The following is a 19,054-nucleotide window of genomic DNA, read 5'->3' on the forward strand; positions in this document are numbered from 1 at the left end:
CCCATTAGCTCATACAATTTCCAAGTCGCTTGCTGGAACTTCGGTTGCCAGACCCGACTCATTCTCGACAAGCACATACACCGTCCCAACAGCCACGCCTCGTTTCTCGGCGAGCGAAGGATCTTCAATTGTCCGAAATCCAAAGACCGACCCTTGACTGAATCCATACGGGTTCGGCATCGCCCTCACGCGAACCGATGAACCATAATCAAAAGGCGGATGAGGTGGCACTATCTTATGGGTGGTCATAGCTCCCATCTGAGGCTGGTGTTTGTAGGGCGGTAGCGACGCGTAACCCGCCGACTGTCACGTGGAATGGTGGGTTACGCTGCGCTAACCCACCTACGAAGCTCAACCTACTCCGCCGCCTGCTGTGTAGGCGCTTCCAGCACCTCCAGCACCTTCGGCGGCGACATCGGCAGGGCGTAGAAGCGTTTGCCGAGCGCGTTGTAGATGGCGTTGGCGACCGCCGCCATCACAGGCACCAGCGGCACTTCGCCGACGCCCTTGACGCCTTGCGGGTGTTTCGGGTTCGGGATTTCGACCATGATGCAGTCGATCATCGGCAGGTCGGAGCAGACAGGCATGCGATAGTCGAGGAAGCCGGGGTTATCGACCTTGCCCTCCTTCGTGTAGATGTATTCCTCATTCAGCGCCCAGCCGATGCCTTGCGCGACGCCGCCCTGGAGCTGGCCCTCGACATAGCCGGGGTGAATGGCGCGGCCGACATCCTGCACGGCGGTGTAGCGGATCACGCGCGCGATGCCGAGATCGACATCGACCTCGACATCGCAGACATGCGTGCCGAAACCCCCGTCCGCGCCTTGGGTGTTGAGCTGCACGCCGGCCCCAATGGGGCCGCCCATCGCGGGCGCCTTCTCAGCGAGCTCTTCCAGCGTCAGCGGCTCGAACTGGCCGGCGTTCGGGCTCGCCGGATGCGCCGCGCCGTTCTCCCACTTCACCGCCTCGGGATCGATCTCCCAGATCTTGGCCGCGCGCTCCCGCAGCGTCTGGATGATCTTTTCGGTCGACTGCGTCACCACCATCGAAGACGCAAACAGCACGCGGCTGCCGCCGGTCAAGTTGGAGAAGCCGACCGTCTGGGTGTCGCCGATGATGACGGAGACGCGGCGGTAGTCGATGCCGAGCAGCTCGGCGCAGATGTTGGCGATGCCGGCGCGCGAACCGCCGATATCAGGATGCCCCGTCGTGACGACGACGTTGCCGTCCTCGGTGATGTTGACCTGCGCGGAAGATTCGCCGCCGGCGTTGAACCAGAAGCCGCTAGCCACGCCCCTCCCCCTCAGCTTGCCGTGGCCGTCGCCGAGCGGCGCGGCATAATGCGGCGAGGCTTTAGCTGCTTCCACCGTCTCGATATAGCCGATACGCGGGAAGACCGGGCCGTGCGCGGCCTTCGTTCCTTCCTTGGCGGCGTTCTTCAGGCGGAAGTCGAGCGGGTCCATCTTCAAGGCTTCCGCGACTTCGTCGAGCACGCATTCCACCGCATAGGCGCCGATCGGCGCGCCCGGCGCGCGATAGGCTGCGACCTTCGAGCGGTTGGAGCAGACGTCGTAGCCTTCGGAGAGCAGGTTCGGGATATCGTAGGGCGTGAAGCTGCAGCCCGCGGCGCCGCGGATCGGCGAACCCGGGAACGCGCCGGCCTGCAGGTAGAAGGTGCCGTGCGCGGCGACGATCTTGCCGTCCTTCGTGGCGCCGATCGTCACCGTGCTTTTCGAGCCTGAGGTGGGGCCGGTCGCGCGCATCACCTCCTCGCGCGTCATCACCATCTTCACCGGGCGGCCGGATTTTTTCGCAAGCAGCGTCGCGAGCGGTTCGAGATAGACGATGGTCTTGCCGCCAAAGCCGCCGCCGATCTCGGCGGGGATGGCGCGGATGTCGCTCTGCGGGATGCCGGTGAGATAGGCCGTCATCGCGCGCACCATGAATTGGCCCTGGCTGGAGCTCCAGATCGTGGTCTTGCCGTCGGGCGCGACCGAAATCAGGCAGGCATGCGGCTCGATATAGCCCTGGTGCACCGGGCGCGTGGTGAAGGTGCGCTCAATGACGACGTCGGCCTTCTTGAAGCCTTCCGCGATGTCGCCCTTCTTGTGCTCGAGGCGGCCGACGATGTTGGAGGGCTTGCCGTCGAACTTGTTGAACTCGTGCAGAACAGGCGCATCGGGCTTGAGCGCGTCGTCGATCTCGATCGACCACGGCAACACCTCGTAATCGACCTCGATCAGCTTGCAGGCTTCCTCGGCGATCGCTTCCGTGGTCGCGGCGACGGCCGCTACCGGATGCCCAGGGAACAGCGCCTTGTCGCGCGCCATCACGTTGCGGCACATCCAGCGCATGTCCTGGATGCCCAGCATGACTGCGCCCTTCTCGATCGGGAAATCGACGATGTCTTTCGAGGTGACGACGGCCTTCACGCCCGGCAGCTTCTCCGCTTTCGAGGTGTCGATCGATTTGATGCGCGCATGCGGATGCGGGCTGCGCAAAACCTTGCCCCAGATCATGCCGGGCATGGTGGTGTCGGCGGCGAACTGCGCGCGGCCGGTGACCTTGTCCATGCCGTCGGGACGGATGGTGCGCTGGCCGATCCACTTGTTGTTGGTGACGACGTTCATTGGGCTGTCTCCCGAAAATTAGTTCGCGCGCATTTCGGCCGCGGTTTCCATCACCGCGCGGACGATCTTGTCATAGCCGGTGCACCGGCAGAGGTTGCCGGCGAGCCAGAAGCGGACTTCCTCCTCACTCGGGTCCGGATTTTTCTTGAGCAGCGCGTCAGAGGCGACGAGCATGCCCGACGTGCAGATGCCGCACTGGAGCGCGGCCATTTCCAGGAATTTCTGCTGCAGTGGATGCAATTTCTCGCCCTGCGCCAGGCCCTCGATGGTCCTGATCTCGTGGCCCTCGGATTCTACCGCGAGCATCAGGCAGGAGCAGACCAGTCGATCGTCAATCGTGATCGAGCAGGCGCCGCAATCGCCGGAGGCGCAGCCTTCCTTGGAGCCGGTCAGGGCCAGCGGTCCGCGTAGCGCGTCGAGCATGGTGTCTGATGGCTCGCACAGAAATTCCATCGGCTCGCCGTTGATGGTGGTCGTGACGTGAACTTTGGCCATGAATTGTTTTCCGATCTCAATTCTTTTGGGTCGCGCGTTGGGCGGCGATCGCGGCGGTGCGCTTGAGCAGCACGCCGGCCACCTTGACGCGATAGGCGATGGTGCCGCGCTTGTCGTCGATCGGGCGGCAGGCGGCGGAGCATGCAGCGGCGGCCTTCGCCAGCGCGGCGTCGTCGAGCTTTGAGCCGATCAGCGCATTGGCGGCGTCTTCGACCAGCAGCACGGTCGGCGCGACGGCGCCAAGACCGATGCGGGCGGCGGTGACGATGCCGTCCTTCATGGTGAGGCTGACACCGCAGCCGACCACGGCGATGTCCATTTCGGTGCGCGGTATCATGCGCAAATAAGCATCGCTCGATCCGGGTGGGCGCGGCGGCAGCGTGAAGCTGACGAGGATCTCGCCGGGCTTTAAGTTGGTGCGGCCGGGGCCGGCGGGGACGTCCTCCACCTTCATTTCGCGGCGGCCATCCGGGCCCTGCACGGTGACGATGGCGCCGGCCGCGACCATCGCGGGCACGCTATCGCCCGCGGGCGAGCCGTTGCAGAGATTGCCGCCGGCGGAGGCGCGGCCCTGCACCTGCTTGGAACCGATCAGGTTCACGGCCTCCAGCACGCCGGGCCAGACCTTGCCGAACGTCTCGTGTTCCGCGAGCGCCATGCCGGAGACGGCGGCGCCAACGCGAAAGCCGCCATCGGCGGTCTGTTCGATTGCCGTCACTTCGGGGATCTTCTTGATGTCGACGATCACGCCGGGCTTGAGCACGCCCGATCGCATCTGCACCAGAAGATCGGTACCGCCGGCCAGGATGCGCGCGGCGCTGCCGGCCTTCGCAAATGCACCGACCGCTTCGTCAAGCGTATCAGGCGCCAAATATCGGAGTTCCGTCATGGTCTTTCCGCCATCTCCCTCGTTCCGCCCGCCCCAGTGATTGTCGGCTCACCTTCAAAAGTCGGGCAGAGGCCAAGCCTACACGGGGAAAAGCGGTTGGAACAGCCTGCGAGATCAGGTTGATACGGCAGGCTCCTATGCGCATGACGGGGCTTGCGCGGCCGATTGCGCCGAGGCGGGAGGCTGTAGGGGGACAAAGGCGCACTTGGGCCGTGTCCACCATATTGATTGACGTTGCAGAATTCCCGAGAAATGGTGGTCACGCCTCGCTTTGCCCACCTACAATTCCTGCGCGCCGGTGACATTGATGCTGCTTCACAGATCCCTCGTTGCTGCCACGGCGTCCCTGTTTCTTTCATCTCTCGCCATCGCCCAACCAGTCCTCGCCCCAGTCCGTCCCGCACCGAGAGTTGCACCGGCACCCGGTCAGCAGCCACCGGCCGCCGCTCCGCGCGCGCCGCGTGCAGCCGCCTGCCATAACGGCCTATCGTTCGACCGCTTCCTGGCCGACCTCAAACAACAGGCCGCCGCAGAGGGCGTGTCGCAGCGCACGTTGGCCGAAGCCGCTCCCTACCTCGTCTATGACCAGAGCATCGTCAACCGCGACCGCGGCCAGCGCGTGTTCGGCCAGGTGTTCACCGAGTTCGCACGGAACAGGGCGTCCGATGGCGCGGCGAAAAATGCGCAGGCGCGAATCCGGATGCATGCGGCCGCGTTCAACCGCGCCGAGAAGGAATATGGCGTGCCGCCGGCCGTGATCGCCGCGTTCTGGGGGCTGGAGAGCAGTTTTGGCGCCGAGCTAGGCAATCTGCATACGCTGCGCTCGTTGGTGTCGCTGGCCTACGACTGCCGCCGCTCCGAGATGTTCAGCAAGGAAACCATCGCCGCGCTGAAGATCATCGAACGGGGCGATCTCACGGCAAGCGAGATGATCGGCGCATGGGCCGGCGAGCTCGGGCAGACGCAGTTCCTGGCGACGCACTACTTCAACTACGCGGTGGACTATGACGGCGACGGCCACCGCAACCTGTTGCGCAGCCCGTCCGACGTGATCGGCTCGACCGCGAACTATATCGCCAACGGTTTGAAATGGCGGCGCGGCGAGCCGTGGCTGCAGGAAGTGCGCGCGCCGCAAAATTTTCCGTGGGAGCAGGCTGACCTCACGACAAAGCTGCCGCGCGCAAAATTCGCGCAGCTCGGCGTCACCTATCCCGACGGCCGTCCGCTGCCAAACGACGACCTGCCGGCCTCGCTACTGCTACCGATGGGCCGCACCGGACCGGCGTTTCTGGCCTATGCGAATTTCGCTGCCTATACCGAGTGGAACAACTCGCTGATCTATTCGACCACCGCCGCCTATCTCGCCAGCCGCATCGCCGGCGCCCCGCCAATGCGGCAGCCATCGGCGCCGGTCGCACAACTGCCGCTCAACGAGCTGAAGGAGCTGCAGCAGCTCCTGGTGCGCGCCGGCTACAATGTCGGCAAGGTCGACGGCGTGATGGGGCAGTTGAGCCGCACGGCGGTGAAGGCGATGCAGATCAAATACGGCCTGCCGGCGGATTCCTGGCCGACGGCGGAGCTCTTGGCGCGGATGCGCGGCCCCAGCGTCCAGGCGCAGCCCGCCGGCCTAGTGATGCCGGCAGCGCGGTAGTACCGCTGTCATTCCCGCGAAGGCGGGGAATCCAGTACGCCGCGGCCTATCGGCCTCCTAAGCCATTCCCATGCCGCCGATGTGTTACCCATGTCTCCGAACGGTGTTACCCATGTCCCCGGTCTGTACAGTAAGCCGGGCGACGACGAGCGGAGAATATTTGACCGCGTTCGGTAAGCTGCGAGCGTTGTATTTCCTTCGCAGCTTCCCATCTCGAACAACACCTCATCCTCCCGAGGCACCATTCCACATCACGAAATGAGCATCGCATGTCTTTCCACGACCTAACCGTGCCGGCCTTCCTGCAGATTCTCGGCAGCCTTTCCGGCCTGCTCGCCAAGGCGGAAGCGCATTGCAAGGCAAAGAACATCCAGCCCGAGGTGTTGCTCAATGCCAGGCTTTACCCGGACATGTATCCGCTGACACGCCAGGTTCAGACTGCCTGCGATTTTGCCGCGAAGACCTGCGCGCGCCTCACTGGCAACGAAGTGCCGTCCATACACGATACCGAAAAAAGCTTTGAGGAATTGCAGCAGCGGATCGCGAAAACGACCGACTATGTGAAGGCATTCAAGCCGGCGCAGTTCGAGGGCGGCGAGACGCGCGAAGTGACCTTCCCGATCGGCCCCAGCAACACCATGACGATGAAGGGCCAGCAATATCTCGTCAATTTCGCCTTCCCGAATTTTTACTTCCACGCCGCCACCGCGCACGGCATTTTGCGCCATAATGGCGTGGAAATCGGCAAGCGGGAGTTTCTCGGGGTGAGGTAATCGTCAGCGCAAGGCGGCCAGCTCGCGCGCAAGGTTTTCGCGGGCAAAGCGAAGCGGAGCCCACCATTCCTAGCGAGATGCCGGATGGTGGGCACGGCTCTTCGCGCCTTTGCTCACCCTACAAGTCCTACCGCATCGTGATCGCTAATCCGCTGAGATCGGCGTTCGCCATCAACCCGACCTGGTGCCCGGTCAATTCCAGCACCGCACCCTTCTGGTTGGTGAGCACGATCGCGCGTGCGCCGCGGCCGACCGCCAGGCCCGCGCCGGCTGCGCCGTACACGCCCGCGACATCGGAAGGACGATAGATGTTGCTGACGCGGCCGCGCAGCACGGTCTTCGATCCGCCGAACACCAGGCCGTAGTCGAGCCCGCCGGTCGACAGCGGATAGCGTCGCCCGTGAAAATTCAGAACGCCGCTGCCGCCGGAGCCGCCGATGATCCATCCCGCCTTGTAGATCGTGAGCTGCACGAAACCTTCGTCGGCATGCGCGGCAGAGGACAGCGTGACGCCGGCGAAGGCCGCAAACGCAAGCACGGTGGCGCGGACGGCGGATAGCATGTTCATGGATCGTATCTCCGGAGGGCTTGCAAATCGGAAAAGTGTCGGACGGGCTTTGCCTGCAGATTGAGTCGCAACTATCGGATTGTAGCCGATCGGCGCAAGGGGCAAAGCATATTCAGGCCCTGCGCGACGCTCTGTGTGCCGACCCGCGCCGTGCGCCCGACACAATTTCATCACGATTGCACAAGCAAAAATGCCGGCCTGTGAACTGCGTTACTTTCACAGCCGTCGTATGCCGCTATCGTATCCAGCGAGTTTCCCTGACGGGCGGGACCTACAAACCTATCGGCGGGTCGTGAAGCACGGGCGCCGCTGCCTTTCCAGCGAGGCAGCGGCGCGTTAGGCTTCAAGGCACCGACCATCCACGAGGTGTCCCATGCCCCCGATCCAGCATTTTGCGCCGCCCGCCGGCGTCAAGGCCCCGCCGCTATCCTTTGCCACGCGCACCGGCGACCTGCTGTTCATCTCGGGCATTCCGGGTTTTGACGACAAGGGCGCGCTGGCGGATGGTTTCGAGGCGCAGTTCGGCCTCGTCGTCGCCAATATCAAGCGCGTGCTCGACGAAGCCGGCGCGACGTTTCGCGATCTCGTCAAGGTCAACGTGCTGCTGACGCGCGCATCCGACGTCGCCACGATGAACGTGCTGTATGCGTCGGCGTTCGGGCCGGCACCCTACCCGGCCCGAACCACCTGCGTGGTGCACGCGCTGCCCGACCCGAAGATGCTGATCGAGATCGAAGCTGTTGCATCACTGACGAAGGCGTAGGGCGGATTAGCGACAGCGTAATCTGCCGACCTTGCGATCGTCGATGGGAACTCACGGCTTCGGCATGGATTCCTTCAGTGTATTGCCGACGAAATCTGCGGCATGGCGATAGGCGGCGTCGTTGTCGCCGCGAAACGTCACCGTTCGCCGCATCAACAGTTTCTCGGCTTCGAGATCGAGCAACTGGATTTCGCCCCATTGCACCAGCGTGCTCATCTTGCGGATGCCGCCATAGACCACGAGCCGCGCGCCGGCCTTGCGCGCGGCGGCGATGAAGACGTCCTGCGACATGCTGGTGGCGGTGCAGGGGTGATCGGGGCATTCGATCGGTACCACGCGATAACCGCCCTGCGCCGCGAGATTGTCGCGCAGCAACGCGGCAAACGATGCGACGCGGGCGCGATGCTCCGCGCTCTGGTCCACGACTTCACCGGAAGTATCGAAATAATCGAAATCCGCTACCGCGACCGCGATCGGCGCGGCGGCCGGCGATCCGCTCGATGCGAGCGACAATGCGGCCAGCGCGCAGAGCATCGTCAGCACGGCGTTCGCGCCATTGCGCCTGCGTGAGGCGTGCCGTCCGGTCGCCGTTTGCGTCATGCCTGGCCTCCTTCAATTCCGTCGTCGGCATCGCCACGCTGCCGACGGGAGCAAATTGTAACAGGGCCTAAGAATTTCGCTAACCCATTCCGCGGCTCCGTCTTTGAACCTTCCCGCCCTCGTCGCTACTCAATCGGTGATCGGGCGCTGAGCCCCGTATTCAAAACAGGAGATTGAAGATGCGTCGCATTTTTGCCCTTTGCGCCGTTGCCGCTATCGGTTTCACCGCGCTTGCCGCGTCGAGCCCGGCCCAGGCCTCGTATCATCTGATCCGCTGGCAGGACACCGGGTTCTGCCAGATCTGGGACCGAAGCATCCCGACCGCGCCGTATCCCGGGAATTACGCCGTGATCGCGGGCTCAGAGGTGCCGACGTTCGGCGACGCGCTGGTGTTCAAGGACGGCATGCTGCGCAACGGCACCTGCTCGTTTTGACCCGACATCTGTAGAGTGGGCAAAGATTTATAGGATGGGCAAAGGCGCTCGAGCGCCGTGCCACCATTCCAACCGGTGATCTGAATGGTGGGCACGCTGTCGCTTTGCCCACCCTTCAATTCCTGACGTAGTCGCCGCCAACCATCTTGTACAAGCGGGCGCGCTTGCTATCCTCTGGCAAAACCAAGCAAGAGGAAACGCGCCATGCCACTTCTCCAAAATCACATCGCCGTAATTACCGGCGCAGGTTCCGGTATCGGGCGCGCGATTGCGAGCGGCTATGCACGGGAGGGCGCGCGGGTCGTGCTGCTCGACAGGGACGAGAACGCGGTAGCAGAAGCCGCAAGGGAAATCGGCGACAAGGCCGTCAGCTTTGCGCTCGACGTCGCAAAACGCGAGGATTGCGTCGCGATGGCGAAGCAGGTCGCCGACAAGGTCGGCCAGGTCTCGGTCCTCGTCAACAATGCCGGCATCGTCCGCCGCAACGGCATGCTGGGCGCGGCGGAAGCTGTGATCAGCGACTGGGAAGACATCATCGCGATCAACCTCACCGGCGTCTTCAACGTGACGCATGCCTTTCTCGAACCCTTGCGCGCGAGCAAGGGGCGCATCGTCAACATCGGCTCGATCCAGTCCTTCGTGCATGTGCGCACACCGAGCTCGCCGGCCTACACCGCCTCCAAGCACGGCGTGCTCGGTTTCACCAAGGCGCTCGCCGCCGAACTCGGCAAGGAAGGCGTCCGCGTCAATGCAATCGGCCCCGGCTTCATCGCAACGCCACTGAACGCCAACGCCCGCGCCAACAATCCGGAACTGGTGAAAACCTTCATGGATCACACGCCGCTCGGCCGGCCCGGCACCGCGGAGGACATCGTCGGCCCCGCGATCTTCCTGGCGTCCGATCTGTCGGCTTACGTCTCCGGATCGATCGTAATGGTCGACGGCGGCTATCGGGCGGTGTGAGGTCATCATGTCCAACGCCCCGCCCTTCGACATCGACGTCCCCGCCTTCTGGGCCGATCCCTATCCCGCGCTGGCGAAGATGCGGAAAGAGGCGCCGATCGCGTTCGTGCCGCAGCTCGGCTCGACCGTGTTCACCCGGCGCGACGACATCTTTACCCAGGAGAAGCGCATCGACGTGTTCTCCTCGCATCAGCCGAACGGGCTGATGAACGTTCTGATGGGCCACAACATGATGCGCAAGGATGGCGAAGCGCACATGACGGAGCGGCAGGCAATGTTTCCCGCGGTGTCGCCGCGCACGGTGCGCGACACCTGGATCCGGCAGTTTCAGGCCCATGCCGACCGCATCCTTGATGAGCTCGTGCCGCAAGGCTCCGCCGATCTCTGCAAGGCGTTCGCGCTGCCGCTGTCGGCCGAATGCTTAAAAGACGTCACCGGGCTGACCAACATGCGCTACCAGGACATGGACGCGTGGTCGCAGGCGATGATCGACGGCATCGCCAATTACACCGGCAACAAGGAGGTCGAGGCGCGCTGCCATGCCGCGACCGCCGGCATTGATGCTGCGATCGACGACATGATTCCGGTGGTGAAGAAACACCCCAACACCTCGATCCTGAGCGTGCTGCTGGCTTCAGGCCAGAACATGGAAAGCATCCGCGCCAACATCAAGCTCGCGATCTCCGGCGGCCAGAACGAGCCGCGCGATGCGATATCAGGTGCGACCTGGGCCTTGCTGACGCATCCCGATCAGCTCGTGCTGGTGCGCGGCGGAAAAGCAAAGTGGATCGACGTGTTCGAGGAATATGCACGCTGGATCGCGCCGATCCAGATGTCGCCGCGCCGGGTCGCAAAACCGTGGACGTATCACGGCGTCGACTTCGAACCGGAGGACCGCGTGTTCTTCATGTTCGGATCGGCCAACCGCGACGAGGCATGTTTCAACGACCCCGATCGTTTCGACATCACGCGCGATACGCAAAAGAGCATCGCCTTCGGCGCCGGCCCGCATTATTGCGCCGGCGCGTTCGCCTCGCGCGCCATGGTCGCCGACGTCGCGTTGCCGAGCCTGTTCGCGCGGCTGCAAGGCCTGCGGCTGGACGAGCGCGAACCAGTGCGGATCGGCGGCTGGGCGTTTCGGGGGCTGCTCAATCTTCCGGTGAAGTGGGACGCGGCGTGATCTCGCCGTGACGGCCTACTGGCGCGGGCATTCCTGATAAGACAACGTGTTGATGATCGTGCTACCCGGAACGGTGCATATGCTGGAACACCGAGCGCATCGCGAGATACCAGAGATAACCCGCGATGGTCCCACAAACGGCAAGAAGGATGATGTAGGCGGGATGATACTCGCCGCTCCACCACAGCATTCCGCCAATCCAGAAGATGGTGAAGAAGATGGCGCCGAGCTTCAAACGCTTCGTCTGATCCATGACATCCCTCCGATGCCTGGCGATGGATGGCATCATGAGCGCTGCGACCTCGCCGCACCGTGAGCAGCGTCACGCAGCGCCGAGGCTATGAACCCATAAATCCAGAGTGGTTGGCGGATTTCCGCTTTGATGCGCGTTCCGGACTCACATCGGACATCGCGTGAGGTCCGAAAAATGCCAACAGGCGACCTGCCGGATTCAAATTGCCTGTGCGGTCGCGTTCTCTCGCGATGCGGCTGCTACATCACGCATGACGCCGGACACGGTGCTGTATGCCACCACCCAGGCCGACTTCGCCGCTGGCGTCCAAGCCTCTTTCAATCCCTGCTCCAGGGTCCATAGCAAGGCTGCACCAACCGTGTCGTAATGCCGATCCTCTACGCCATACCGAATATGGTTTCGCCCGAGGATCTCTAGCGTCGGTACCAACGACGGCAAGTCATCGACACTGTTGATCACGGCACTCAATGCCTGGACCAGCTTCCGGCGCTGCTCTTTCATATCTGCATTCTTGAACAATCGTTGCAGCGATGGATCGAGCGTAAACAGTCTCTCATAGAACAAACCAGCCGCGACATCGCTGATCGGAACGACCTTTGCCCAGGTCGACTTGAGAAGTTCTTTCGTTTCGGGAGACATGGCAGCACTTTCCTATCCGTTTGAATAATCTGGTCGGAACACTGCAAATATGTGCTGGGCCAACGCGCCAAGGTTCGATACCGGCACAATGATTTGTTGAGATCAGTACGTTCTCATATTGCGAACGGCCCCAAAAGAGCAGCGGCTCGCAGTTCATCTTCAGACCCACAGCAACGGCCAGACTTGACCAGCGCCGGCTCTATCAGGCCTGCTGCGGATTGCTGTCCCTGGCGCGATCTGCCGGAACTCGATGCCCGCTGCATTTAGTTGCGCGCTTATGGGTCCACGCCCCTAGCCAAACCGCGCCCGTGACCGCTCCCTCGCCTTCTCGGCCTCGACCTCGCGGTCACGCGGCGGCGCGTTGGTCTGCAGCGAGGCCAGCAAGCGCCGCGCGCTGTCGGAGACTTCGGAAACCGCGCGGTTGAACGCCTCGGCGTTCGCCTGCGAAGGCGAATTGAAGCCGGAGAGCTTGCGCACGAATTGCAGCGCGGAGGCATGGATCTCCGCATGCGTGGCCGGGGGATCGAAGTTGAACAGGGTCTTGATGTTACGGCACATGGTTTTCTCTTCTGCAGAGGTCTTCGATCAAGGACGAACGGCCGGTGCAAAATCCGACGGCGTGGCTTATTCTGTCATGAAACTAGCGGCGTGTTCACCCCTGTCGGCACCTCGAAACAGCGAGTTCCCGATGCCCCACGTGACCTACAAGATCGTCGAACATGACGGCGGCTGGGCCTACACCGTCAACGGCGTGTTTTCCGAGCCGTTTCCGAACCGCGCCGCGGCGCTGGCAGCCGCCCGGCGCGCGGCCGCCGAGCAGCGCGTGCCCGGGCGCACCGAGGTGATCGAATACGAAACCGAGGATGGAAAATGGCGCTCGGAGACCGCCGCCGGCAATGACCGGCCGGAAACCGAAGTGGAAGGTTAGTGCATTGTTCGGCGGTCTGGTGTGCTAGGTTCCCCCGTCAAGCGGTCGGCAAAGACGGCCGCAGTCTTGGGGAGACCACGATGAATTTTTCGCATGCGGCCTTTTCGGCCGCCGCATTGGCTCTGACCTCCGTCACCGCCTTCGCCGCCGATTATCCCGCACCCAAGCAGGGCGACTGGATCGCCAGAAACTTCAAATTCCACACCGGCGAGACGATGCCGGAATTGCGGTTGCACTATACCACGATCGGCGAGCGGACCGGTCAGCCCGTACTGGTGTTGCACGGGTCGGGCGGCTCCGCCGCCAGCATGCTGACGGCCACCTTCGGCGGGCAGTTGTTCGGCCCCGGCCAGCCGCTGGATGCCGCGAAATATTACATCATCATTCCGGATAGCGTCGGCCGCGGCAAATCATCAAAGCCTTCCGACGGCATGAAAACCACGTTTCCGAAATACAATTACGAGGACATGGTCGACGCGCAGCATCGCCTGGTCACGGAAGGTCTCGGCGTAAAGCATCTGCGGCTTGTTATCGGCAATTCGATGGGTGGCATGCACACCTGGATCTGGGGCGGCAAATATCCCAAGTTCATGGACGCGCTGGTGCCGATGGCCTCGCAACCGACCGAGATGGCGGCGCGCAACTGGATGCTGCGGCGGATGATGCTGGAGACCATCAGGAACGATCCCGATTACAATGGCGGCAACTACACCGTCCAGCCGCGCATGATGAAATACGCCATCAACGCCTTCGGCATCGCGACCGCCGGCGGCACGTTGACCTATCAGTCGCTGGCGCCGACGGCGGCGAAGGCCGACAAGATGGTCGACGATCGGCTGGCAACCGCGGTTACCGCCGATGCCAACGACTTCATCTACCAATGGGAAGCCTCGCGCGATTACAATCCGGCGCCTTCGCTGGAGAAAATTGAGGCCACGCTGCTCTTGATCAACGCAGCCGACGACGAGCGCAATCCCCCCGAGACCGGCATCACCGACGCGGCGATGAAGCGCGTCAAGAACGGACGCCTGTTCCTGATCCCGGCCTCCAGCGAGACGCGCGGCCATCTCACCACGGGCAATGCGAAGTTCTACAAGAAGCAGTTGGAAGAGCTGCTGCAGACTGCCCCGCAGCGGGCGATGTAGGCCCTAAAAAGAGCGTGCAATGTCAACCAGCCGCTTTCGCCGGATAGCACTGGCGCTTTCCGATGCGGTGGAGAGCGCGCATCACGGCAAGGCTGATTTCCGCGTCGGCAAACGCATCTTCGCAACGCTGGGCCATCCCGACGAAAACTGGGGTACGCTGAAATTGACGGTCGAGCAGCAATCGATGCTGGTCGACGCCGAGCCCGGAATCTTCCGCCCGGTGCCGGGCGGCTGGGGCAAACAGGGCTACACCAATGTTTTTCTCGCCAAGGCCGATGCGACGACGCTGAAAAGCGCGCTGACGATGGCATGGGAGAATGTCGCGCCGAAGGCTGCCGTCAAACGGCGCGCGACAAAGCAGCCTTAATTTCGCGCGTATCGAGCTGCGGTCCCGCGGCTGACGTTGCTCAATCGAATCATCTCCGAAACTCGGGGCAACTACCCCATGGAACGTTGCGCGCGCGCTCTTTGTCGGGGCTACCCTTCAGCCCGGCGAACAGAACGTTCACTGCCTGCAACTCGTATCGGTCGGTGGCGAGGTCATGAGAAAAGATCACGTCAATGGTCGTGTACGACCATATCAGGCAAAGAACGCACGCAGGTGCGAAACGCACCTGCGGCAAGTAGTAGGTAAAATAAACGCGCGAACCAGCGCGATCCCTTCGCATATCCGGCACTTCCCGAGTTTGGACGTATTCTGCGCCCATGCTGCGCAGAACGGCATGAGCAGAGGCGAGTTGGCGATTAACGGACGGATCGGCTCCAGCCACCTCCCTGATGTGTGAGAGAACCTGATCATTTAGATTGCTGTTGAAAGAAGCTGTCGGGCCTCGAAAGCCCCTGTCCGACGGCCAAAACACGCCATTCGACAAACCGGGCCATACTGTCCAGCGTTGCTCGCCGGCTCGCGACAACATGTTCTGGTATTCAGCATCGCTAATCGAACCGATGCTGCATTTCTCCAGTCCGAAACGTTCGGTGAAGCTGAAAGCCCAGAGCAATATCGGGAGCGCAAACAGCAATCCCACAGGTGAAAGCAGGCCTATTGCAATCTTCGGGTTCGTGCCCAACGCGTTTCCAATCGTGAAGATGAGCGTAGAGCCGCTCCTTCCATCAACCGCGGGCGGTTAGGCCGCATGTCAGGCAGCTTGCTGCGCCCGGCAGCTCACTACGAATCCGTAGGCAAGATCGATAGCACGTTCTCACTTTGCTTACTTCAGGGCAGCAGCCAGTGCGCTGCGATCGTTGAACCGGCCGTGGGTCGCATCAAACTGTGCAGGACGACCAGCCAGAAAGCCCCGATTTCGCACCGCATCAAATTTGCCTCGCTCACACCGCTCATTATTTGAGCGTGCATCGACAAGCGGGCTCCGCTTGAATTGTCCTCAGATTACGAATCGTGAGCGGCACGCGCCCGTCGCGAGGAAGAGACAACGCAGCGGAGGATCGGATGCGAAGGCTTGCGCCATTCGGCTTGCTCGTCTGCCTTTCGGTGTCGGCCAGCGCAGCGCTCGCTGTTGATAGGGGTCAATACGACCACGTGCCGCCTGATATCCGCGCCTGGTTCAAGAGCGTGATCGCGCCGAACGGCGTGCCATGCTGCGATGAGTCGGACGGGCATCGCACCAGCTACGACGTGCGCGGCGGAGCCTACTGGGTGCCGATCGAGGGCCAATGGATGCAGGTACCGGAGCACGCGGTCATTCGCGACCAGGGCAACCCGATCGGCGAAGCCGTGGTGTGGTACGTGCACCACCGCGGCAGCATCATCATTAGCTGCTTCGTGCCGGCGGACGCGGTTTAGATTCTTCAAGATGACGGTGGCACCGGCGGATGATAATCTGACGGAAAATTGCAAAGGAGCCGCCCTTGTCAGATCTTGCGCCCAGCGACCTCTCAACGATCTATCCCGCTCCCACGCCGCGCGTGATCGCCAAGGCGCGGCCGGAGATCGATGCCCATGCGAAAAAGTTCATCGGCATGTCGCCGTTCTGTGTGCTCGCCACCTCAGGCTCGGACGGCAGCGTCGATGCGTCGCCGCGCGGCGGCAATCCCGGCTTCGTCCATGTCGCGGGATCGAACCTGCTCTTGATGCCGGATCGCTCGGGCAACAACCGCATCGACAGCTTTCGCAACATCGTCGAAGGCTCGGGCTTCGTACAGATGATCTTCTTCGTGCCCGGGATCGACGAGACGCTGCGCGTTGGTGGCAAGGGCAGTGTCTCGGTGGATCCAGAGCTGATGGCGTCGATGATCGAATTCGGCAAGCCGCCGCGCGCGGTGCTGCGTATCGACGTCAGGGAAGCCTATTTCCACTGCGGCAAGGCGCTGATGCGCTCGAAACTATGGGCGGCCACGCAAGTCGAGCGTTCGGTGATGCCGAGCATCGGCGAAGTGATCCACGATCAGACCGGACTTGGCGAGCGCGAAAGCCAGGCGGAGATTTACGAGCGCTACAAGACGCAGTTGTAGAGGCTGGCCGGTAACGCCAATATGGCCGTCATACCCCGCGAAAGCGGGTATCCAGTACGCCGCGGCTTTTTCGGTTCATTCACTGACGTCTCTGGAATACTGGATCACCCGCCCCAGTGCGCAATTGCGCACAAGGCGGGTGATGACAGTCGTGGGCGTCCCGCGATTTCGCCTCAGTCCCCGTTCTCGAGGCCGCCGACGTGCTTTTGGGTGTAGAGCTCCAGCCCGATGCGCTGTATCAGGTCAAGCTGGGTTTCGAGGAAGTCGATGTGATGTTCCTCGTCCTTCATCACGGTCTCGAACAGGTCGCGCGAGACGTAATCCTTCACGCCATGGCAGTAGGTCGCCGCTTCCTGATAGAGCGTGCGCGCGGTCATCTCGGTTGCGAGATCGCATTCGATGATTTCCCTGACGTTCTGGCCGATGCGGAGCGGATCGAGCACCTGCATGTTCGGAAAGCCATCGAGGAAAAGAATCCGGTCGGTGAACTTGTCGGCGTGTTCCATCTCCTCAATGGATTCCTTGCGCCAGACCTTGGCAAATTCCAAAAGACCCCAATTGTTCAAAAGCCTGTAATGCAGCCAGTACTGGTTGATAGCGGTGAGCTCGCTGCGCAGGCCCTTGTTGAGATAGTCGATGACTTTGGGATCGCCCTGCATGGTTCACTCCAATTTTCCCAGGCCAGATGCGGCCCGACATTACATTTAGAACGCTTCTAAATCAGTTTGGTGCCGAGGGCAACTGTTCCGCGGAAAAAGCGGTGGGAACCTGAGAAATCAGGGCATTTCAGAGGGGATTTTAGAGGATTTCAGCAGGCCGCGAGGGCGAAGGCCGGGGCGGTTTCTTGCGCGGGCTCGTCGCTGACGGCCTGGCGCGTGTGCGGGCAACCGGAGCAGCACTCCTTGGCGCAGGCGCCGAGCGCTTCGTCGATGATGGTCTTGATGGTGCGCGCGCAACGGCCACATTCGGCGCTGCAGCCGAGGCAACCGTAAATCTGTTTGGGATTTCGCGGCAGGTCCGAAGCTGCAGTCACAGCATTACGGACATCGTGGTCGCTCAACACGTTGCAGGAACAGACGATCATGAAACCGGTAAAACCTTCGGTGATGCGCCTCATCGATATTTAAGAGCGCGCCGAGATGCAAAAGGAAAAGCCGCATTTTCAAGCAATTCCAAACTGATGCCGGGCAAACACTGGAATGAATCTAAAAAGGAGTATTGCGGTAAATCAATCCGCCGCCGATTTGCCGGGGTTCTTCGCATCAGTCGCCGCCACAGCCGAACACAGGGGATCTTTGGTATCGCCGCACCGCAGCCTGCCGGACCTCCTCGCATTTTCGTCATCCCAGAGCCGCGGCTGTTCATTGATCATTCAAGCGAAATGTGGAACTTTCGCCCGGACGGAACTTAAGTTCGTTTGCTCCACGAGAAAGGTGAGGCCATGAAGAAGACATTGATGGCGCTCGGTGCCGCCGCCGCGTTGGCCGTTTCGGCCGTGGCTGTTCCCGCTCCCGCCCAAGCGCAGCGCGGCGTTGCGGCGGGCGTCGCCGCCGGATTGATCGGCGGCGCCATTGTCGGCGGCGCGATTGCTTCGCAGAACGGCTACTATTACGGCCCGGGCTATTATGAGCCCGGCTATGGCGGCCCGGCCTATGTCGTCGATCCCGGCTACGGCGAGTCCTGCATCTGGCAGCGGCAGCGGTTCTGGGATGGCTATGGCTGGCGGGTCCGCAACGTCAGGGTCTGCGACTAGCGGTCGTTCATCTTCATTAAATTGCGCTCAACACCCCGGAAAGGCAGTGCTTTTCCGGGGTGCATGCGTTTTCCGGCCCGAAAAAGACCGTTTTTTTTCGCGACCGTTTGAAGACGTTTACTTTCGATTGACCCATGTGCGCTTTTTTAGCGAAGCGGCAGTTCGAAACAGCGTGTGAGTCATCCCCTAAACCCGGCGCCCGAAGGCGTCACTCCAGGAGAGCCCAGGACATGAAGAAGACATTTGCTGCCTTCGTCGCGGTCGCAACGATCGCCGGTTCGCTTGCCTCGACGCCCGCAAGTGCGCAGCGTGGCGTTGCCGCAGGCGTGGCGGCCGGCTTGCTCGGCGGCGCGATCATCGGTGGCGCGATCGCCTCCAGCCGCCCGGCTTACGGCGGTCCGGTGTATGTGGAAGAGGCGCCCTATCCGGCGTGCCGCATGGTTCGCGAGCGCTTCTGGGATGGCTACGACTGGCGCTATCGCCGCGTCGAGGTCTGCCACTGATCTGACCGACTGGCGTGCGAGATGCGCGCTTTGATCGAGAGCCCGGCCGATATTTCGGCCGGGTTTTTCTTTGTGACGACGTAGGGGACTGTCCGTATTCCGAGGCCCGTGTCCAAGTTTGAAGTTACCAGTGTTCCAATTTAACGAATCGTGTGGTCTCATCCACGTTCAACATAGGGTTGAGACATGCGATTTCTGTTTTCGGTTGCCCTAGTATTCGTCGCGACCGCTGCACAGGCCGATAGTTGCCAGCAAATCGGTAACTTCGTTAGTTGCGACAGCGGTCTCTCAGGCCAGCAGATCGGAAATTTCACCTATTGGAGTGATGGGACTTCATCCCAGCGCGCAGGAAATTTCACTTACAACAGCGATGGCTCAAGTTCTCAGAGAAGCGGAAATTTCAACTATTACAGTG

Annotated in this window: 24 protein-coding genes; 13 read left to right on the top strand and 11 right to left on the bottom strand. The window is 62.0% G+C overall.

The features are described 5' to 3' along the window. Positions 1–356: 356 nt before the first annotated feature. The 3 genes from CQ13_RS04325 to CQ13_RS04335 are packed head-to-tail and all read right to left on the bottom strand — an operon-like array spanning position 357 to position 4,014. Positions 357–2,630, bottom strand: a complete 2,274-nt coding sequence (locus CQ13_RS04325) for a xanthine dehydrogenase family protein molybdopterin-binding subunit (protein ID WP_057841771.1) — start codon at positions 2,628–2,630, stop codon at positions 357–359. Between the two features lie 18 nt (positions 2,631–2,648). Further along, a complete protein-coding gene (locus tag CQ13_RS04330) occupies positions 2,649–3,125 on the bottom strand; it encodes a (2Fe-2S)-binding protein (protein WP_057841772.1) in 477 nt (158 codons plus the stop codon). A gap of 16 nt (positions 3,126–3,141) precedes the next feature. Continuing rightward, complete coding sequence (locus tag CQ13_RS04335) at positions 3,142–4,014, bottom strand: FAD binding domain-containing protein (protein WP_057841773.1); 873 nt, start codon at positions 4,012–4,014, stop codon at positions 3,142–3,144. Between the two features lie 307 nt (positions 4,015–4,321). On the opposite strand from CQ13_RS04335, the gene CQ13_RS04340 reads away from it, so the two are divergent. Both CQ13_RS04340 and CQ13_RS04345 read left to right on the top strand, forming a co-directional pair. Continuing rightward, the gene (locus tag CQ13_RS04340; RefSeq protein WP_057841867.1) at positions 4,322–5,665 is read left to right on the top strand and encodes a lytic murein transglycosylase; all 1,344 of its coding nucleotides are present in this window, start codon (positions 4,322–4,324) and stop codon (positions 5,663–5,665) included. Between the two features lie 269 nt (positions 5,666–5,934). Then, positions 5,935–6,438, top strand: a complete 504-nt coding sequence (locus CQ13_RS04345) for a DUF1993 domain-containing protein (protein ID WP_057841774.1) — start codon at positions 5,935–5,937, stop codon at positions 6,436–6,438. A gap of 127 nt (positions 6,439–6,565) precedes the next feature. On the opposite strand, the gene CQ13_RS04350 is transcribed toward CQ13_RS04345, so the two are convergent. Further along, positions 6,566–7,006 (bottom strand): hypothetical protein, encoded by a 441-nt coding sequence (locus CQ13_RS04350; protein WP_057841775.1) that lies wholly within the window; start codon positions 7,004–7,006, stop codon positions 6,566–6,568. Between the two features lie 373 nt (positions 7,007–7,379). Here CQ13_RS04350 and CQ13_RS04355 point away from each other — a divergent pair, with 373 nt between their 5' ends. Further along, complete coding sequence (locus CQ13_RS04355) at positions 7,380–7,769, top strand: RidA family protein (protein WP_057841776.1); 390 nt, start codon at positions 7,380–7,382, stop codon at positions 7,767–7,769. A 51-nt stretch (positions 7,770–7,820) separates the two neighbouring features. Here CQ13_RS04355 and CQ13_RS04360 read toward each other — a convergent pair whose 3' ends face one another. After that, positions 7,821–8,369 (bottom strand): DUF2380 domain-containing protein, encoded by a 549-nt coding sequence (locus CQ13_RS04360; RefSeq protein WP_057841777.1) that lies wholly within the window; start codon positions 8,367–8,369, stop codon positions 7,821–7,823. A gap of 179 nt (positions 8,370–8,548) precedes the next feature. Here CQ13_RS04360 and CQ13_RS04365 point away from each other — a divergent pair, with 179 nt between their 5' ends. The 3 genes from CQ13_RS04365 (at position 8,549) to CQ13_RS04375 (ending at position 10,946) form a co-directional block, all read left to right on the top strand. Continuing rightward, the gene (locus CQ13_RS04365; RefSeq protein ID WP_057841778.1) at positions 8,549–8,803 is read left to right on the top strand and encodes a hypothetical protein; all 255 of its coding nucleotides are present in this window, start codon (positions 8,549–8,551) and stop codon (positions 8,801–8,803) included. Between the two features lie 204 nt (positions 8,804–9,007). Further along, positions 9,008–9,766 carry an SDR family NAD(P)-dependent oxidoreductase gene (locus CQ13_RS04370; protein ID WP_057841779.1) on the top strand — a complete coding sequence of 253 codons (759 nt, stop codon included), beginning with the start codon at positions 9,008–9,010 and terminating at the stop codon, positions 9,764–9,766. 7 nt (positions 9,767–9,773) lie between these two features. Then, complete coding sequence (locus tag CQ13_RS04375) at positions 9,774–10,946, top strand: cytochrome P450 (RefSeq protein WP_057841780.1); 1,173 nt, start codon at positions 9,774–9,776, stop codon at positions 10,944–10,946. A 61-nt stretch (positions 10,947–11,007) separates the two neighbouring features. Here CQ13_RS04375 and CQ13_RS04380 read toward each other — a convergent pair whose 3' ends face one another. The 3 genes from CQ13_RS04380 to CQ13_RS04390 form a co-directional block, all read right to left on the bottom strand. Continuing rightward, the gene (locus CQ13_RS04380) at positions 11,008–11,199 is read right to left on the bottom strand and encodes a hypothetical protein (protein ID WP_057841781.1); all 192 of its coding nucleotides are present in this window, start codon (positions 11,197–11,199) and stop codon (positions 11,008–11,010) included. A gap of 198 nt (positions 11,200–11,397) precedes the next feature. Further along, complete coding sequence (locus CQ13_RS04385; RefSeq protein WP_057841782.1) at positions 11,398–11,838, bottom strand: globin family protein; 441 nt, start codon at positions 11,836–11,838, stop codon at positions 11,398–11,400. A gap of 291 nt (positions 11,839–12,129) precedes the next feature. Beyond that, positions 12,130–12,396 carry a DUF2277 domain-containing protein gene (locus CQ13_RS04390; protein ID WP_028347019.1) on the bottom strand — a complete coding sequence of 89 codons (267 nt, stop codon included), beginning with the start codon at positions 12,394–12,396 and terminating at the stop codon, positions 12,130–12,132. 130 nt (positions 12,397–12,526) lie between these two features. Between CQ13_RS04390 and CQ13_RS04395 the strand changes: the two genes are divergently transcribed. The 3 genes from CQ13_RS04395 to CQ13_RS04405 all read left to right on the top strand — a co-directional run bounded on the left by CQ13_RS04395 (position 12,527) and on the right by CQ13_RS04405 (position 14,278). Then, on the top strand, positions 12,527–12,766 hold the full coding sequence (locus tag CQ13_RS04395; protein ID WP_057841783.1) for a DUF2188 domain-containing protein: 240 nt from the start codon (positions 12,527–12,529) through the stop codon (positions 12,764–12,766). An 80-nt stretch (positions 12,767–12,846) separates the two neighbouring features. Beyond that, positions 12,847–13,911 (top strand): alpha/beta fold hydrolase, encoded by a 1,065-nt coding sequence (locus CQ13_RS04400; RefSeq protein WP_057841784.1) that lies wholly within the window; start codon positions 12,847–12,849, stop codon positions 13,909–13,911. 19 nt (positions 13,912–13,930) lie between these two features. After that, entirely contained in the window at positions 13,931–14,278 is a 348-nt protein-coding gene (locus CQ13_RS04405; RefSeq protein WP_057841785.1) for an MmcQ/YjbR family DNA-binding protein, read from the top strand. Between the two features lie 49 nt (positions 14,279–14,327). On the opposite strand, the gene CQ13_RS04410 is transcribed toward CQ13_RS04405, so the two are convergent. Next, positions 14,328–14,981 carry a hypothetical protein gene (locus tag CQ13_RS04410; RefSeq protein WP_156433491.1) on the bottom strand — a complete coding sequence of 218 codons (654 nt, stop codon included), beginning with the start codon at positions 14,979–14,981 and terminating at the stop codon, positions 14,328–14,330. Positions 14,982–15,361: 380 nt separating this feature from the next. On the opposite strand from CQ13_RS04410, the gene CQ13_RS04415 reads away from it, so the two are divergent. Continuing rightward, complete coding sequence (locus CQ13_RS04415; RefSeq protein WP_057841787.1) at positions 15,362–15,715, top strand: hypothetical protein; 354 nt, start codon at positions 15,362–15,364, stop codon at positions 15,713–15,715. A gap of 65 nt (positions 15,716–15,780) precedes the next feature. Beyond that, positions 15,781–16,383 (top strand): MSMEG_1061 family FMN-dependent PPOX-type flavoprotein, encoded by a 603-nt coding sequence (locus CQ13_RS04420; RefSeq protein ID WP_057841788.1) that lies wholly within the window; start codon positions 15,781–15,783, stop codon positions 16,381–16,383. Positions 16,384–16,556: 173 nt separating this feature from the next. On the opposite strand, the gene bfr is transcribed toward CQ13_RS04420, so the two are convergent. Both bfr and CQ13_RS04430 read right to left on the bottom strand, forming a co-directional pair. After that, a complete protein-coding gene (gene bfr, locus CQ13_RS04425; RefSeq protein ID WP_057841789.1) occupies positions 16,557–17,042 on the bottom strand; it encodes a bacterioferritin in 486 nt (161 codons plus the stop codon). Between the two features lie 149 nt (positions 17,043–17,191). After that, positions 17,192–17,467: a (2Fe-2S)-binding protein gene (locus CQ13_RS04430; protein WP_057841868.1), complete on the bottom strand. Its 276-nt coding sequence runs from the start codon at positions 17,465–17,467 to the stop codon at positions 17,192–17,194. Between the two features lie 357 nt (positions 17,468–17,824). Between CQ13_RS04430 and CQ13_RS04435 the strand changes: the two genes are divergently transcribed. Beyond that, complete coding sequence (locus CQ13_RS04435) at positions 17,825–18,136, top strand: hypothetical protein (RefSeq protein WP_057841790.1); 312 nt, start codon at positions 17,825–17,827, stop codon at positions 18,134–18,136. A 230-nt stretch (positions 18,137–18,366) separates the two neighbouring features. Next, positions 18,367–18,639, top strand: coding sequence for a hypothetical protein (locus CQ13_RS04440; RefSeq protein ID WP_057841791.1), 273 nt, complete (start codon positions 18,367–18,369; stop codon positions 18,637–18,639). The last annotated feature ends 415 nt before the right edge of the window (positions 18,640–19,054 follow it).

Source organism: Bradyrhizobium retamae (assembly GCF_001440415.1).
GTDB classification, from domain to species: Bacteria; Pseudomonadota; Alphaproteobacteria; order Rhizobiales; family Xanthobacteraceae; genus Bradyrhizobium; species Bradyrhizobium retamae.